The 14,305-nt window shown below is 69.7% G+C and carries 13 protein-coding genes; 6 read left to right on the forward strand and 7 right to left on the reverse strand.

Annotated features, from left to right (window positions below):
• Window positions 1-414 precede the first annotated feature (414 nt).
• Entirely contained in the window at window positions 415-1,194 is a 780-nt protein-coding gene (locus VFZ09_RS44245) for a hypothetical protein (RefSeq protein WP_329733866.1), read from the forward strand.
• A 104-nt stretch (window positions 1,195-1,298) separates the two neighbouring features.
• On the opposite strand, the gene VFZ09_RS44250 is transcribed toward VFZ09_RS44245, so the two are convergent.
• Window positions 1,299-2,267 (reverse strand): hypothetical protein, encoded by a 969-nt coding sequence (locus VFZ09_RS44250; RefSeq protein ID WP_329733867.1) that lies wholly within the window; start codon window positions 2,265-2,267, stop codon window positions 1,299-1,301.
• Between the two features lie 434 nt (window positions 2,268-2,701).
• Here VFZ09_RS44250 and VFZ09_RS44255 point away from each other — a divergent pair, with 434 nt between their 5' ends.
• Together VFZ09_RS44255 and VFZ09_RS44260 are read left to right on the forward strand one after the other, a co-directional pair.
• On the forward strand, window positions 2,702-3,337 hold the full coding sequence (locus VFZ09_RS44255) for a DUF7594 domain-containing protein (RefSeq protein ID WP_329733868.1): 636 nt from the start codon (window positions 2,702-2,704) through the stop codon (window positions 3,335-3,337).
• Between the two features lie 43 nt (window positions 3,338-3,380).
• Entirely contained in the window at window positions 3,381-3,980 is a 600-nt protein-coding gene (locus VFZ09_RS44260; RefSeq protein WP_329733869.1) for a 2,3-bisphosphoglycerate-dependent phosphoglycerate mutase, read from the forward strand.
• 476 nt (window positions 3,981-4,456) lie between these two features.
• Here VFZ09_RS44260 and VFZ09_RS44265 read toward each other — a convergent pair whose 3' ends face one another.
• On the reverse strand, window positions 4,457-6,322 hold the full coding sequence (locus VFZ09_RS44265; RefSeq protein ID WP_329733870.1) for an OPT/YSL family transporter: 1,866 nt from the start codon (window positions 6,320-6,322) through the stop codon (window positions 4,457-4,459).
• A gap of 65 nt (window positions 6,323-6,387) precedes the next feature.
• Here VFZ09_RS44265 and VFZ09_RS44270 point away from each other — a divergent pair, with 65 nt between their 5' ends.
• Window positions 6,388-6,681: a hypothetical protein gene (locus VFZ09_RS44270; RefSeq protein ID WP_329733871.1), complete on the forward strand. Its 294-nt coding sequence runs from the start codon at window positions 6,388-6,390 to the stop codon at window positions 6,679-6,681.
• 19 nt (window positions 6,682-6,700) lie between these two features.
• Here the strand turns inward: VFZ09_RS44270 and VFZ09_RS44275 are convergent, their stop codons facing one another.
• On the reverse strand, window positions 6,701-8,698 hold the full coding sequence (locus VFZ09_RS44275; RefSeq protein WP_329733872.1) for a PAS domain-containing sensor histidine kinase: 1,998 nt from the start codon (window positions 8,696-8,698) through the stop codon (window positions 6,701-6,703).
• Between the two features lie 84 nt (window positions 8,699-8,782).
• Here VFZ09_RS44275 and VFZ09_RS44280 point away from each other — a divergent pair, with 84 nt between their 5' ends.
• Window positions 8,783-9,034: a neutral zinc metallopeptidase gene (locus VFZ09_RS44280; protein ID WP_329733873.1), complete on the forward strand. Its 252-nt coding sequence runs from the start codon at window positions 8,783-8,785 to the stop codon at window positions 9,032-9,034.
• Here VFZ09_RS44280 and VFZ09_RS44285 read toward each other — a convergent pair.
• Together VFZ09_RS44285 and VFZ09_RS44290 are read right to left on the reverse strand one after the other, a co-directional pair.
• The gene (locus VFZ09_RS44285) at window positions 8,989-9,477 is read right to left on the reverse strand and encodes an 8-oxo-dGTP diphosphatase (protein ID WP_329733874.1); all 489 of its coding nucleotides are present in this window, start codon (window positions 9,475-9,477) and stop codon (window positions 8,989-8,991) included. The genes VFZ09_RS44280 and VFZ09_RS44285 overlap by 46 nt on opposite strands.
• Before the next feature lie 129 nt (window positions 9,478-9,606).
• Complete coding sequence (locus VFZ09_RS44290) at window positions 9,607-11,406, reverse strand: ABC transporter ATP-binding protein (RefSeq protein ID WP_329733889.1); 1,800 nt, start codon at window positions 11,404-11,406, stop codon at window positions 9,607-9,609.
• A 225-nt stretch (window positions 11,407-11,631) separates the two neighbouring features.
• Between VFZ09_RS44290 and VFZ09_RS44295 the strand changes: the two genes are divergently transcribed.
• Window positions 11,632-12,144, forward strand: a complete 513-nt coding sequence (locus VFZ09_RS44295; protein ID WP_329733875.1) for a hypothetical protein — start codon at window positions 11,632-11,634, stop codon at window positions 12,142-12,144.
• Window positions 12,145-12,184: 40 nt separating this feature from the next.
• On the opposite strand, the gene VFZ09_RS44300 is transcribed toward VFZ09_RS44295, so the two are convergent.
• Together VFZ09_RS44300 and VFZ09_RS44305 are read right to left on the reverse strand one after the other, a co-directional pair.
• Complete coding sequence (locus tag VFZ09_RS44300; protein WP_329733890.1) at window positions 12,185-13,003, reverse strand: Uma2 family endonuclease; 819 nt, start codon at window positions 13,001-13,003, stop codon at window positions 12,185-12,187.
• A 273-nt stretch (window positions 13,004-13,276) separates the two neighbouring features.
• Entirely contained in the window at window positions 13,277-14,239 is a 963-nt protein-coding gene (locus VFZ09_RS44305) for a hypothetical protein (RefSeq protein ID WP_329733876.1), read from the reverse strand.
• Window positions 14,240-14,305: the final 66 nt, after the last annotated feature.

Genomic DNA, 14,305 nt, shown 5'->3' on the forward strand with positions numbered 1-14,305 from the left:
CGCCACAGCCCCCACGCCGAGCGCTGGAGCTTCGACCAGGTGCTCGACATCGCCCGGGCCGCCACGCCCGCCGGCAACGCCGAGCGCGAGGAGTTCGTGTCACTGCTCAAGCGCGCCCGCTCGCTGCGCAACGGCGTGGCCTCGAGGGACAGCAAGCCGGATGCGAACCGAGACGCGCTGAGCCATCCAGGACCCACGAGTGCTTCCGGGAGATGGGCAGGCCCGGATCTCATCTGCCAAGAATCGAGATTGTCGGAAAGGTTTCCGTCAATCCATACACGGGAAGGCTTTTGGATTGCCCTGAGGGCTGAACACGCATCCACCCGATGACAGACAGGTCATGCCTGCCTGGTTTCCTGGAAGGGAGGGTTTAGTTTGTCTCTCGCCTTTCCCCCACATTTCCAGGAGGCTTTCATGTTCAAGCTCAAGCACCTCTTCGTTGCCCTGCCGTTGACCGCGTCCCTGGTGGGCTGCGGCCCCGAGGACCTGCAAGACGAGCAGAGTGTTCAGGGCCTCGAGCCCCAATCCGAGCTGGGCATCATCGAGGAAGAGCTGCCCTACAGCCACGGAGACAACTGGACGGCTCCCGCGCCCGCCTCCCCCCTGGGCTCGACCACGGGCCGGGTGTGCTTCCTCACCCGTATCCAAGGGAGGTTCGACAGCGCCGCCGACTCCGTCCACGTGTTCACGGCGGGAGGCAGCTGGTACGTCGGCGGGTCTGGAGGGACGAGTGCCAGGGCCGGATGCGCGAGACTGCCCGCCGGTGACACCTTCGGCGGCGAGTACACCTGGAACGCGGGAGATCGATTGCCGAAGAACCTGGGCACGACCACGGGCCGGGTGTGCTTCCTCTCGCGCGTCGGTGGAGCCTTCAACAGCACGGCGGATTGGGTCTACGTCTATCCAAACGGAGGCTCGTGGTACCTGTTCGGCGACTCCCAGTCGGGAACGGGATACGCCAGGGCCCGGTGCGTCTCGGTGCCGGCCAGCGGTGGTAGCAAGGGCTGGAACCAGACCCAGGGCTACCCCACGCACCTGGGCACCACCTCGGGCCGGTCCTGCGCCCTGTCGTACATGACGGGACAGTTCGACAGCATGAATGAGTCGCTCAGCATCTACTCCGATACGGGCTCCTGGTACCTCCGTGGCACCTCCGCCCATTGGGGGGTCGGCGGCAGGGCCCAGTGCTTCTGAGCCGCCGTTGCTAGCGGCAGCAAGGGCGTGGTGGCCAGGCCAGAGGTGAAGCGCTGGGGACAGCGCTCACGGGTCTCCGTCCAGCTCGCCCCTGGGCGCCGGGCCTACCGCTCCGAGGGCGAGGGCACCGGCATCAGGTCGCCGGAGAAGGAGAATCCGAGCGCCAGGTACGGGAAGAACGGAGAGGCGTCCGCGCCCGTGCGGTAGCGGTGGACGAGCCACCAGTTGACCATCAGCAGCACGGTGGGCGAGTTGAAGGGCGCGCCGTCCCGCTCCGCGAAGGTGTAGGCCACCACGGGGCCCACGCGGTGGGCCGTGTTGAGATTCTCCTGGGGCTCGCTGGGAGAGAAGTGGCTCGGACCGTAGAAGGCGTGCGAGGACGCCCACCGAAGCCCGATCGTGAGGCCACGCCCCGTCTGGTACAGCACGTCGGCGTCGTTGACGAAATACCACCCCTGATTGGGGGCGAGCACGTCGTAATAGATGTCATAGAAGACGCGGTTCCCCTCGCGCAGGGACATGTCGGGACGGACCAGACGGAAGAGACTGCGCGCCACCACCGGACCCACCTTGAACTGGAGCGTCGCGCCGAGCGTGAGTTGCGAGCCCATGTTGGAATAGGGCCTCCGGGTGTCTCCTGAAGGGAGCCGATCAAGGGCATCCAGCTCCGTGTCGCTGAAGTTCGAGAGCGCCGAGGGAAAGGATTGCAGCTGCCGGAAGGTGCCGAAGTTGCCAATGAACTCATACATGCCCCAGAGCTGGAGGATGCTCAGGGGCTGGAGCTCCACCACCACCCCGAGCCGTCCGAAGGCGGGGCTGAGCGCGGGCGCGAGGCCGACACTCACGAAGTTGTCGCGCAGCGCGGGTGACTCACTGCGGTAGAGCCGGTAGCGATAGTTGATCCGCGCCTCCTCCAGCAGGCCCAGGGGGTTGAGGCGGGCCACCATCAGGTTGCGGTACACGAGCCGGTGCTGCGGCGGTGGCCCTTCCTGGAGGGTTTGTGCCGAGGCGTTTGACGCGGAGAGGAAGACCAGCGCCGCGAGCACGGCGAGGCAGTGGGGGGGGCGCGACATCGGTATCTCCGGGGGAAGGATGACGGCTCGCACAGTGTACCGTGCCTGCTCAGGCCCCTGGAGCATGCCGGGTTGCGTCATTCGACGCGGGTCATGAGGACGACGGCTGGGCCGTGGCAATCCGCGAGCTGATATGTGTTTGAATGGTTGGAAGCGAAGGTGAAGGCATGCAGCCGGACGTTGCCGGCGCTCTGCTGGACGGCTCGGGTGCTGAACCCGTCCGGTGCCGCACACGCCCCTGCCCCATGGTGCGGAGCAGTCACCGCCACACCCCACGCTGCTCCCGCTCCTGCACCCCGAGGGCAACACACCTTCCCGAAGTGAGCGCGCCACCACCCCTCGCGCACGGGGTTTCGCGGACGAATCGGGTTTGTCCGGCGCCCTCCCGCTGGCATCGCCGGTGCAGCGCTGCCCCACGGGAATCAGGGGGGAACATGAAGCAAGGTGTGCGCTGGGGTGTCAGGGGTGTTGCCGGGTGGGCGGCGCTGGTGCTGCTCGCCCGGTGCGGCGGGGAGACGCCGAGCGAGGCGGCGGACAACGCGCGGTGCCAGGAGTCCTCGGCCGTGGAGCCGCGGCGGGTGTACGTCGCCCCCACGGATGACGCGTATGTGGAAGAGGGGCAGGAGCAGCCCGTCTCCGGTGCCGAGCGCAAGCTGGTGGCGGACAACCTCTCCCGGCGCTCGGCCTTCCTGCGCTTCGAGGTGCCCACCCCGCCGGGCCCCGTGCGGCAGGCCACGCTGCGCCTCTACGCCATGGATGGCAGCTCGGACGGCCCCAGGCTCTACCCGGCCACCACGGATTGGAGCGAGGACTCCGTCACGTGGAGCCAGCGGCCCTCGGTGATGGGCCCTCCCCTGGGGGACGTGGGCGAGGTGCCCCATGGCAGCTCCGTGGAGTACGACGTGACGTCCTTCGTGCAGGGCGGCGGCACCTACGGCTTCGCGCTCGTCAACGAGTCCCGCAACGGCGTGGACTTCGCCTCCAAGGAGCACGTGCGCCTCGAGTGGGCGCCCCGGCTCGTCCTGTCGGTGGACGCGCCCGCCTCGGGGGACTGCGCCGCCAACCCATGAGACGGTTTACAGCGCCTCCCGGGTTGAAGTAGGGGGCGCGCATATGCCCATCCTCGCTCTCGTCCGACACGGACAGTCCCTGTGGAACCATGAGAACCGCTTCACCGGCTTCGTGGACGTACCCCTGACGGAGAAGGGCCGCGCCGAGGCCCGCCAGGCCGCCGAGTCCCTCAAGGGCCTCCAGTTCGACGTGGCCTACACCTCGGCCCTCACCCGCGCCCAGGAGACGCTCGCCCTCATCCTCGAGTCGCTCGGCCAGCGCATCCCCATCATCCGCGACGCCTCCCTCAACGAGCGCCACTACGGCGACCTCCAGGGCCTCAACAAGGAGGACGCCGCCAAGCGCTGGGGCGATGACCAGGTGAAGAAGTGGCGCCGCTCCTATGACATCCCGCCCCCCAACGGCGAGTCCCTGGAGATGACCGCCAGGCGCGTGCTGCCCTTCTACGAGCGCGCCATCAGCGGCGACCTGCGCCAGGGCAAGAACGTGCTCGTGGTGGCCCACGGCAACTCCAACCGCTCCCTGGTGATGAAGCTCGACAAGCTCACCGGCGAGCAGGTGGTGGGCCTGGAGCTCGCCACCGGCGTGCCGCTCGTCTACGAGCTGTCCGCCGAGGGCGACGTCCTCAAGAAGCGCGGCTGAGCCAGCGCCCCCAAAAAAAACGGGGAGGAGCCGCCCCCAAGCAGCTCCTCCCCACGGCACTACCCCCAGTACTACCCCCGAAGAAGCACGACCCTTCCACCCTTCCGTACTGCTCCCCCCAACCCCCCCAACCCCTACCCGCCGCCCTCGACCGACCCGCCCGTCCTGCCCCACCCGCCCGTCCTACCCGCCCCACCCGTCCCGCCCCACCGACCTGACGTGGATGAGCTAGAGCATCCCGCGTGCCAGCGGGTTTCCGGGCACAGAGGCCTGTGATTCCAGGGGTTTGGCGGGACCGGCACCGGGGGACGAGGCCAGAGTCGGTAAGAAGTACATCGGCAGGATTTACAGAAGTGCGGTGCAACCCGGGGCCCGAGGCACCCTCACCCCGACCCTCTCCCGGAGGGCGAGGGAGTGGGTGCGCGGATGGGGCTCTCTGGGTGGGTGCGCGAATGGGGCGCTCAGGCAGTGCCCCGTTACCAGAGCAGCGCGAGCAGCCCGGCCAGGCCCACGAAGAGGAAGTAGAGCGACTCGCCCGCGATGAGCCCGCCGCCCACCAGTGAGGTGGTGCTCATGTCCTCGGGCAGGGCCGCTCCCTCACCGGGCGAGCCCGCCGTGTGCGGCGCCGCCTTCTTCGTCAGCGTGTTCCACAGCGAGGACAGGATGCCGCCCGCGCCGAACCAGAGCGCCGCCGGCAGGTTCACGAAGCCGCCGAAGGACGAGGCATACGGGCTCGACAGCAGCACCGCGTCCATCGTCCAGCCCACCGCGTAGCCCGCGCGCGAGCCCTTCAGGAAGGCCTGGTAGCGCGCGTGGCGCTTGAGCAGCTTGCGCGCCACCTCGATGACGAAGCCCAGCACCAGGCCGAAGAGCAGCGCCTTCACCGTGTGCTCCGACAGCGAGCCCAGGCTGCGGATGGCGCCCACGAACTTGTACGTCATCGCCGAGCTCCACTGCCCCACCTCCGCCCCCGGGTTGTCCAGCTGGTTGATGGCCAGCACCGGGTAGGCGCTCATGAAGACGCGCGCCAGGCCCACGCACAGCACCGCGCCCATGACGATCCCAATCACCTGGTAGCGGAATTGAAGGGTGCGGTCCGTGCCCAGGCGCCAGCCCGTGGAGCGGTCCTGCTGCATGTCACAGCCCACCGAGGTGGAGATGAGCAGGATGCTCGCGGCCATCACCCCCACCAGCGGGTTCTTCAGCCCCAGCAGCGACATCAACAGCACGGAGATGACGAAGGCGCTGGAGATGGGATTCTGGTCGGTGATGCCGTAGGCGATGCCGTTGACGAGCACGAAGAGCAGCGACAGCCCGAGCCCGAAGAGGATGAAGCCCAGGGGCTGCTCCAACAGCCGCGTGGCCACCCCCACCACCGCCACGGCCCAGAAGCCCACCCAGCCGAACAGCTTCGGCAGGCTCACCTGCTTCCACGCGGGCACCTCGTCCGCCGCCACCTTCGCCCGGTTGCGCACCCGGTCCACCGCCTGCACCGCCAGCAGCGACAGGTCCACCACCGCCGCGCCGCAGATCATCGCCAGGCCGATGAGGAAGCCAATCTTGCGGAACGGCTCGTCCGCCCCCAGCCAGCCGATGCTCCGCAGGTACGGGGTGAAGGCATACCCGATGAGGCCTCCCACCACGGCCGGCACGGTGATGCGGCTGCCCACCACCATGCCCGCGCCAATGGTGGACGCGCTCAGGCCCGAGGCCCCCACGGCCGCCACGCGCTCGGTGAGCGCCGCCACCACCGCCCCCAGCCCCGTGCCTCCGCCCAGCTTGGCGATGGAGGCCTTCAGCAGCCGCTTGTCCGTGAGCGCCCGCAGGATGTTGGCTACCGCGTAGCCCGAGGGGTAGTCCAGCTGCAGCCGGTCCACCAGCAGCGGCGTGTAGAGCATGCCCACGCCCACGCCGAACATGCCCACGCACCCCACGAAGAGCATCAGGTGCCAGGCCGGCGGCTGCGGCATGCCCAGCCACACCATGGCCTGGATGAGCACGGACATGGCGCACATGGAGGCCACCGACGCGGCCATCGTCTGCATGTAGTTGGCGCCGTGCTTGCCCTCGGGGCCGTAGCCGTAGGTGACGGCGCTGCCGAGAATGCCCGCCAGCACCTGCCCGCCCACGAAGAAGCCCAGGCTGAAGTTCATGTACGAGGCGGCAATCCCCCCCAGCGGCCCGAGCACGAAGATGGCCACCGCGCTCAACAGCAGGTGGAACTTCCACGAGCCCGGCGTGGGCAACCAGCCGAAGCGCGGAGCACCGCCCTCGGGCGAGCCCACCTCGTGGGGAGTGGCCGGAGGCGGAGAGGACGGAGACGGAGAGAGGGGCTGAGCCATGGATGCCGTAGGGTACCGGGCTCCCAGGGCCCCTCCAACCCCGGCCCTTCCGAGGAGAGAGACACATGAAGACCGAGAGTCGCCGCAACCTCCTGCTCGCACTCGTATTCCTCGCCGGCTGCGCCGCCTCGCGCGTGCAGTGGCTCCCCCCCGCGCTCGCCCAGACGGACCCGGGCACTCCGCGCTGGGACTACTACTGCATGGAGCCCAACTGGGGGCTCGGCAATCCCAAGGTCGAGGCCATCACCGCGCAGCTCAAGGCCGCGGGACAGCAGGGCTGGGAGCTCGTCACCGTCGACAACAGCGGACTCACCACCTCGGCGGCCGCGACCTACTGCTTCAAGCGCCCCCTGCGCTGAGCCCGCGCGGCGGTGGGCCTCAGTGGGTCCGCGACGAGGCCAGGGACGACGGCCCCGCCCGCTCCAGCTCCGGCAGGCTGAAGCAGAACGTCGTCCTGCGGCCCGGGGTGCTGGTGGCCCAGAGCCGGCCCCCGTGCGCCTCGACGAGCCCCTTGCAGATGTAGAGCCCCAGGCCGATCCCCGCCGCCTGCTTGTGGCTCCCCGGCGTGCGGTGGAAGCGCCGGAACAACTGGGGCAGCTGCTCCGGCGGGATGCCGGGGCCCTCGTTGGTCACCGACACCCGCAGCCCCTCCTCCAGCCGGGTCACCTCCACCTCGATGGGCGTCTGGGGCGTGCCGTACTTCACCGCGTTCGAGAGCAGGTTGGTGATCACCTGGTCGATGCGCAGCGGATCTCCCAGCGTCAGCGCCTCGTCCGGCGCGGTCACGCGGATGGGACGGCCCCGCGCCTGTCCCTCCATCCGCCGGACGCACGCGTGCACGTGCTCCGTGAGCGAGACCGGCTGCCGCTCCAGCCGCAACTGCCGCGCTTCAATCCGCGAGGCGTCCAGCAGATCCTCGATCATCCGGCGGAGGTTGCCCACGCTGGTATCTATCCACTGCAAGGGCTCCTGCTGCCCGGCGGGCGGGCCCTCGGGCGTGTCGTTGCGCAGCGCATCGAGCGCCAGGGCGATGACGCTCACCGGCTGGCGCAGATCATGGGCCACCACCGACGTCCACTCCTCGCGCTGGCGCTCCAGCTCCTTGAGCGGGGTGATGTCGCGGAAGATGGAGACGGCGCCGCCCGGCGTCCCCTGGCGCCCCTGGATGGGCGTCGCGCTCACCAGCACCGGCACGCTCCGCCCGTCCCGCGTCCACAGCGACAGCTCGACTCCCGCCTCCAGCTCGCCGCGGGTCACCGCCCGCACGAAGGGCACCTCCTCCCACGGGAGGGGCTCGCCGGAGGGCCTGCGCAGCTCGAAGAGGAACCGGTTGCCAAAGGCATCCACCCCGTCGGAGTCGCTGACGCACAGGGACTTGGCGGCCGCGTTGGCCACGAGGATGTGCCCCTGCTCGTCCAGGATGAGGACGCCGTCGGGCATCTGCTCGATGATGCTCATGAGCCAGGCGCGCTGGAGCGCCTCGGTGCGCCAGGCCTCCTCGAGCGCGAGCCCGGCGTGGTTGAGCCTGCGGGACGCCGACCAGAGGAACGGCAGCCCCATGAAGGTCAGCATGCCCGTGACGAGGGCGAAGGCCGTGCTGGAGGAGTAGAGGCCGGCGCGCGTCCCCAGCAGGGACAGGTGGCCCACCACGTAGGGGCCGAGCAGCAGAGGCGGCAGCAGGCGGCGCACCATGACACTGCCCGCGTGCGTTCCCGTGAGGGTGCGCATGAGCCCGTGGGTGGGCCGGGCCCCCAGGGTCCCCAGGCTCAGGACGAAGAAGGCCGTGCACGTGTGCAGGGCCATGCCGATTCCAGCGGGCAGCCCCGGCAACGTATGGAGCTGGGAGGCGCCCGTGCCATAGCCAATCAGCGCCGTCCAGGAGAGCAGGGCCACGGTGAGCGCGAGGTATTGCGCGGGCCGGCGGCCCCGCGGCGTCTCCACGTCCAGCAGCACCAGGGCGAGGCCCAGCAGGATGAAGCAGAGCGCCGTCTGGGGCGAGGGAAGCCGGGGCCCGGCCCCCAGGGGCGTCAGCCAGACGAAGAGCCCATCGAGCCATCGCTGATGAAAGACATAGTCGGCCACCACGAGCACGCCGAGGAGGCTGGCCAGGGCGGCGCAGACACGGCCCAGCCCCCGCCGGAGCGGTGACGGGCTGGCGGGGCACAGCAGCCCCAGGGACGTGCCCGTGAGCATGAGCCCGGCCGCCGTCCCCGGCACCATGGCGGGCATGCCCGGCACCAGGACCGTCAGGTCCTCGACCCCGAAGCCCCAGCCGCCCACCAGGACGACGGCTCCGACGAGGACGCCGATGCTCGCCGCGATGGAAGCCAGCCGCAGGAGGAGCGTCGAGATGCGCGAGTCCACCGACAACGTCATTGGAAAGGTAGTGTACTGGAAGACGGAAGGATTATCCGCCCCCTTGCTCTGGAACGGCCAGAAGGCGGGCCAGGAGGGGCACGGATGCGGTGGCAAGGGGGTCGTCGCAGCTCGAACATCGAGGACCGGCGGGGCTCGGGCGTGGGACGCCCGCTGGCCCTTGGAGGCGGAGTCACCCCCCTCGTGGTCGCCCTGCTGGTGATGTTCCTCGGGGGTCGTCTCCGTCATCCTCTGCCCCATGGACCAGCGCGGCGTGTGACACGTTCCGGCGCGCGGAGTGAGCGCGGGACTCAGATTCTCGTGAAGGACCAGCTCACCGCCTTGCCCTCCGCGTAGGGCATGACGCCGTGGAAGGCCCTCGGGTCCGCGTCGAACACGAGGGGCAGGAAGTGCCGGTCCCCGTCCCACAGCGGCAGGCTCATGATGTCCTTCACCGGCACCCACGAGAGCGTGCCTTCCACGTTGCGCTCGTGCGGCGTGCCCTCGAAGCGGTCGATGCGGAAGACGAAGCCGAGCCAGTCCTCGCCCTTGGGGCCGAAGCCGGGCCAGTTGATGGTGCCCCGCAGCGTCAGCTCCGTGCACTCGATGCCCGCCTCCTCTCGGATTTCGCGGCGCATGCAGGAGACCACGTCCTCGCCGGGCTCCATCTTCCCGCCGAGCCCGTTGTACTTGCCGAGGTGCGCATCGTTCTTCCGCGCGTTGCGGTGGATGAGCAGCACCTTCGTCCCGTCCGGGGACATGACGTAACCGAGCGTGCCGATGATGGGCGTGTAGGGCATACGGTGGCTCTTATCGCTCGCGGGCCGCTCCGCAAGAAGTCAGGAGGTAGGCGCCCCGCGTCCGACCCGGCAACCCGGGAGGCGTGGCACCCTCACCCCGTCCCTCTCCCGGAGGGCGAGGGGAGATTCTCAGTCCCGGTAACCCCGGGCCTGCAGGTTGAACAGGTGCGAGTAACGCCCGTTGCGCGCCATCAACTCCGCGTGGCTCCCCAGCTCCTCCACCTCGCCGTTGTGCAGCACGGCGATCCGGTCCGCCATCCGCACCGTCGAGAACCGGTGCGAGATGACCAGGGCGATGCGGTCCGCCGCCAGTTCCTGGAAGCGCTCGAACAGCGCGTGCTCCGACTCCGCGTCGATGCTCGCCGTGGGCTCGTCCAGGATGAGCACCTCCGCGTCCTCCCTCATGAACGCCCGCGCCACGCCCAGCTTCTGCCACTGCCCGCCGCTCAGCTCCTGCCCCTTCTCGAACCAGCCACCCAGCATCGTGTCGTACTGGTTGGGCAGCGCTGAAATCACCGTGCTCGCCCCGCCCTGCTCCGCCGCCCGGACGATGCGGTTGCGGTCCTCCAGCGCCGGCACGTGCCCCAACCCGATGTTCTCCGCCACGCTGAACTGGTAGCGCACGAAGTCCTGGAACACCGCGCCGAACCTCGAGCGCAGGTCCTCCGGGTCCATGTCCTTCAGGTTCACGCCCCCATAGAGGATTTCTCCCTCCGTGGGCTCGTACAGGCGCAGCAGCAGCTTCACCAGCGTGCTCTTCCCCGCTCCGTTCTCGCCCACCAGCGCCAGCTTCTCCCCCGGCTCCAGCTTCAGCGACAGGTTGCGCAGCGCCCACTCCTTCTTCCCCGGATAGCGGAACGACACGTTGCGCAGCTCGATGGCGTTGCCCCGGCCCCTCGGCGGCGTGAGCGCGGGCAGCACCCTCGGTGCCTCCTGCCCCGTGGGGATCTCCAGGTAAGCGAAGAGGTTGCTCATGAAGAGCGCCCCCTCGTACATGCTCCCCACGCTCGACAGGATTCCCTGGAACGCCGTCTGCCCCGCCCGGAACACCCCCAGGTACAGCGTCATGTCGCCCAGCGTGATGGTGCCCTGCGCCGCCCGGTTCGCCACGAACGCGTAACACGCGTAGAACGCCCCCAGCGACAACAGCCCCAGCCCCAACCCCCACCCCATCCGCTTGAGCGCCAGCGCCCGGTCCTCCAGGAAGAACTTGCGGAACAGCGTCCGGTAGCGCCCCAGCACCAGCGGGCCCAGCGCGAACACCTTCACCTCCTTCACGTGGTTGTCCCGCGTGAGGATCCACTCCAGGTAGTTCAGCTTGCGCCCCTCGGGCGCCCGCCACGAGTAGAGCCGGAAGCCCTCCGCCGCCAGCCGCGCCTCCGCGATGAACGCCGGGATGCTCGCCGCCACCAGCACCACCACGCTCCACGGCGACAGCGCCACCAGCAGCACCGCGTACGTGGACAGCGTCACCGCGTTGCGCACGATGGAGAACGCATCCATCACCAGCGCCAGCGGCCGGCTGTTGGCCTCGCGCCGCGCGTTCTGCATCTTGTCGTACGTGTCCGAGTCCTCGAAGTGCCGCAGCTCCAGCTGCAGCGCCTTCTGGAGGATGCGTTCATTGAGGAGGTTGCCCAGGCTGGCGCGCAGCAGCTCGCGCGTCAGCGACAGCGCCCGGTCCAGCGTCACCGAGCCCACCATCAGCCCGAACTCCAGCAACACCAGCCGCAGCACCCGCTCGCGCGTGGCCGGGTCCCCGCTCGACTGCGCCGCCACCACGCCGTCCACGATGAGCTTGCCCACCCAGGCGATGGCCGCCGGCACCAGCGCCGCCACCAGCGTCAGCACCCCGAGCACCACCGCGCCCCGGGGACTCGCCTCCCAGAAGAGCCGGAAGGTGCCCGGCAGTTGCCGGAAGAGGGTGCCCATGCCCTTGAGGCGGGCCTTCAGCGATGGGGGAGGACGCGGGGAGGAAACCGGTGGAGACACGCCCTCTCTCTAACCCGGCGCTCCCACCTGCGCCGCATTCCCGCCACCCCGTGCACCAGGGAGGCGGGCACCCTGTTCCCTGGAGAGATTCCGCCCGTCTGGATGCCCTCCCGCCAGCCTCCCGGGGTTATGATGGCCGCATCCCTCACCTGGAGACCCTCTCCGATGAAGCGCTTCGTCATCGTCTTCGACAATGAGCCGGCCGAGGCCGCCCCCTGGATGGCTCGCGCCTGCTCCACGTCCCAGCTGACCTTCGTGGACAACGAGGCCATCACCGACGCTGTCTCCGACAACAAGGAGGCCCAGAAGCTGCTGCTCCAGGGCGGCCTGCCTCCGGGGGAGAACCCCAAGCTCGCGCCCTACTACAAGGACGCGCTCGAGAAGCTCGCCGCCGGCAAGCAGCGCGTGGGCCTCTACAGCGTCAGCTGGCTGCTCTACCTCGGCCAGGCCGATGGGTGCGTGCTCGACTTCGCGGGCCTCGAGGAGCAGCGCAAGAAGGGGCTGGCCTCCGGCGTCGCCCAGAAGACCGCCGACGAGTACGTGGCCAAATACTCCGCCCACCTGCAGGAGCGGGCGCGCAAGGTGCTCCCTCCCGAGCGCATCCTCATCGTGCCCGCGGGCGAGAGCGACGCGAAGAAGGCCGAGCTCGCCGCCGCCTTCATCAAGAAGCTCGGGTAGCGGCGCCCTCCCGGAGCCGCCGCCCTCGCCAGCTCACGGCTCAGGAGCTCCGTGTCCTGAGCCGCTTCAACTCGGTTCGCAACTTCGCGAGCTGTTGCTCCGCCGTCTCCCGGCGCCGCGACTCTTCGGCCACGCGCCGCGACTCTTCGGCTGCGCGCTGCGCCTCTTCGGCTGCGCGCTGCCGCAACAGCCTCGCCTCCTTCTTCAATCTGGCGATGCGCTCGTCCGACTCCAGCAGCGGCGTGCGCCCCGCCCAGAAGCGCAGCCGTCCCTCCTCCACCTGCAGGTCCAACCCCAACTGCTCCGAGTGGTAGCGCCCCCGCTCCAGCGGAATGGGCGCGTACTTCCTCGGCCCGGACGCCGGCAGCCGGTACGCCACCAACCGCTCCTTCTTCCGGTCGTAGATGAAGTATTCGGGGATACCCAGCCGCGCGTAGCGCCGCACGTTGTACTCGGCGTCCTTCTTCCGGTCGCCCCCCACGTGCACCTCCATCACCCAGTCCAACCCCTTCCCCTCGGCGCTCACCACCCACTTGTCCCGCTCGTGCCGCTCCACGTCCCGTACCGCCAACAGGTCCGGCGCGAAACGCCGCTCGCCCGGGTAGTACACGGGCAGCTCCGCGCCCAGGTACACCTTGTGCCGCCGGTGCCGGCTGAAGTGAGCCTCCAACACATCCAGCGCGCTCACCTTCGCCCGCAGGTGCCGGTCGCCCTCCGGCATGGCCATTTCGTCCCATGTCACCTCACCGGGCAGTGAGTCCACCACCTGTTCCCGCTCCTCCACGCTCATCGCCTCCCACTCCTGCTGGGAGGGTGCTCGAGGGAAGGCCTCCGCGTTGCCCCGCCGGTCGCGCTCCATGTCTCGAAGCGTGCGGCGGGTGACCTCCAAGGTCAACCCGTTGCCGCTCTCCCCGTCACCCTCGCGACGAGGCACAGCAAGTCTCGGGCCGGGTGCTCACCCGGGGCTCCGGCGCTCTGGAGGGTTCGCCCCGGGGTACCCGTCAGGCATCCGCGCCATGGGATGCCTTCTCCACGGCGCGGGACCGGCACCGCGAGCGCTGAAAAGGGAGAAGCCGCCTGGGCCCAGGCATTCCCTGGACCTCGGCGGCTTCCTTTCACGGCGACGACCCGGTTACCGGAGCTTCCAGCCCAGCTCGAGCCACGCCATCGGCGCGGCGTAGTCCAGCCGGTAGTGGCTGCGCCACTCGTAGGAGCCACCCAGCGACACGCGCACCTTGGACACGTCCAGCGCCACGCCCAGTCCCGCCCGGCCTCCCGCGGCCATGGGGTTGGGGCCGTAGAGCAGCGGGCCACCCGACGCGAACACCTGCAGCCCGAACTTCCCCGGCGACGCGAGCAGCGGATACGCCAGGCGCACGTCCGCCAGCAGCAGGCCAATCGCCGAGGAGAACCGCGGCGAGCCGAGCGCCGTCAGCCCCACGCCCGCCCTCAGCCCGAACGGCAGCCGCACCGAGCCGTTCACGTTCACACCCGCCAGCGGCAGCGGCCCGCTGTTCCCCACGTCCGCCTCGCCATGCAGGCCGGCGTACAGCTCGAACGAGTCCGCCAGCGACAGCGACGGCTCGGGCTCCACCTCGGGCGTCGGCTCCACGGGCGCCGGCGCCGGCGCGGCCTCCGCGACAACAGGTGCCGGAGCCGCGGCGGCCTTCGCCTCCGCCTCGGCCTGCGCGGCCTTGGCCTTCTCGCGATCCGGGCACTCCACCCGCATCTTCTCGAACAGCCCGTCCAGCTCCGCCGAGGGCTTCTCGAGCGGCAGGCTCGCCAGCTCCTCCTGCTTGAACGCACGGCAGAAGGCGTCCTCCGCCCGCGGCGTCTGCTCGAGCGCCTGGTACAGCACGCCCTCCATCAACGACACCCACAGCTGCTCCTCCGGCGCCAGGTCCTGCGTGCACCCGGGCGCGGCGAGCTCGGCGAGCGCCGCCTCGTACTTGAGCGTGGAGGAGAGCCGCGCCACCTTGCGGATGCAGGTGTTCTTCGTCTTCTCCGGGAGGATGACCTTCACGCGCGGCGCGGCCTCGGCCGGCACCGCGAGCAGCGTCATCAGGGGCAGAACCGCCAGCTTCAGACTCTTCATGAGTGATTGTGCTCGTAGCAAGGCGCTCCCCCACCGCGAGGAGCCCGCGCGCACCTTACACCCACC

Source organism: Archangium sp., from assembly GCF_036277355.1.
GTDB lineage: Bacteria > Myxococcota > Myxococcia > Myxococcales > Myxococcaceae > Archangium.

Excerpts from the sequence above, each read along its gene's own strand:
- VFZ09_RS44245 (WP_329733866.1), top strand. The coding sequence starts at position 415 with ATGTTCAAGCTCAAGCACCTCTTCGTTGCCCTGCCGTTGACCGCGTCC.
- VFZ09_RS44250 (WP_329733867.1), bottom strand. The coding sequence starts at position 2,267 with ATGTCGCGCCCCCCCCACTGCCTCGCCGTGCTCGCGGCGCTGGTCTTC.
- VFZ09_RS44255 (WP_329733868.1), top strand. The coding sequence starts at position 2,702 with ATGAAGCAAGGTGTGCGCTGGGGTGTCAGGGGTGTTGCCGGGTGGGCG.
- VFZ09_RS44260 (WP_329733869.1), top strand. The coding sequence starts at position 3,381 with ATGCCCATCCTCGCTCTCGTCCGACACGGACAGTCCCTGTGGAACCAT.
- VFZ09_RS44265 (WP_329733870.1), bottom strand. The coding sequence starts at position 6,322 with ATGGCTCAGCCCCTCTCTCCGTCTCCGTCCTCTCCGCCTCCGGCCACT.
- VFZ09_RS44270 (WP_329733871.1), top strand. The coding sequence starts at position 6,388 with ATGAAGACCGAGAGTCGCCGCAACCTCCTGCTCGCACTCGTATTCCTC.
- VFZ09_RS44275 (WP_329733872.1), bottom strand. The coding sequence starts at position 8,698 with ATGACGTTGTCGGTGGACTCGCGCATCTCGACGCTCCTCCTGCGGCTG.
- VFZ09_RS44280 (WP_329733873.1), top strand. The coding sequence starts at position 8,783 with ATGCGGTGGCAAGGGGGTCGTCGCAGCTCGAACATCGAGGACCGGCGG.
- VFZ09_RS44285 (WP_329733874.1), bottom strand. The coding sequence starts at position 9,477 with ATGCCCTACACGCCCATCATCGGCACGCTCGGTTACGTCATGTCCCCG.
- VFZ09_RS44290 (WP_329733889.1), bottom strand. The coding sequence starts at position 11,406 with ATGGGCACCCTCTTCCGGCAACTGCCGGGCACCTTCCGGCTCTTCTGG.
- VFZ09_RS44295 (WP_329733875.1), top strand. The coding sequence starts at position 11,632 with ATGAAGCGCTTCGTCATCGTCTTCGACAATGAGCCGGCCGAGGCCGCC.
- VFZ09_RS44300 (WP_329733890.1), bottom strand. The coding sequence starts at position 13,003 with ATGGAGCGCGACCGGCGGGGCAACGCGGAGGCCTTCCCTCGAGCACCC.
- VFZ09_RS44305 (WP_329733876.1), bottom strand. The coding sequence starts at position 14,239 with ATGAAGAGTCTGAAGCTGGCGGTTCTGCCCCTGATGACGCTGCTCGCG.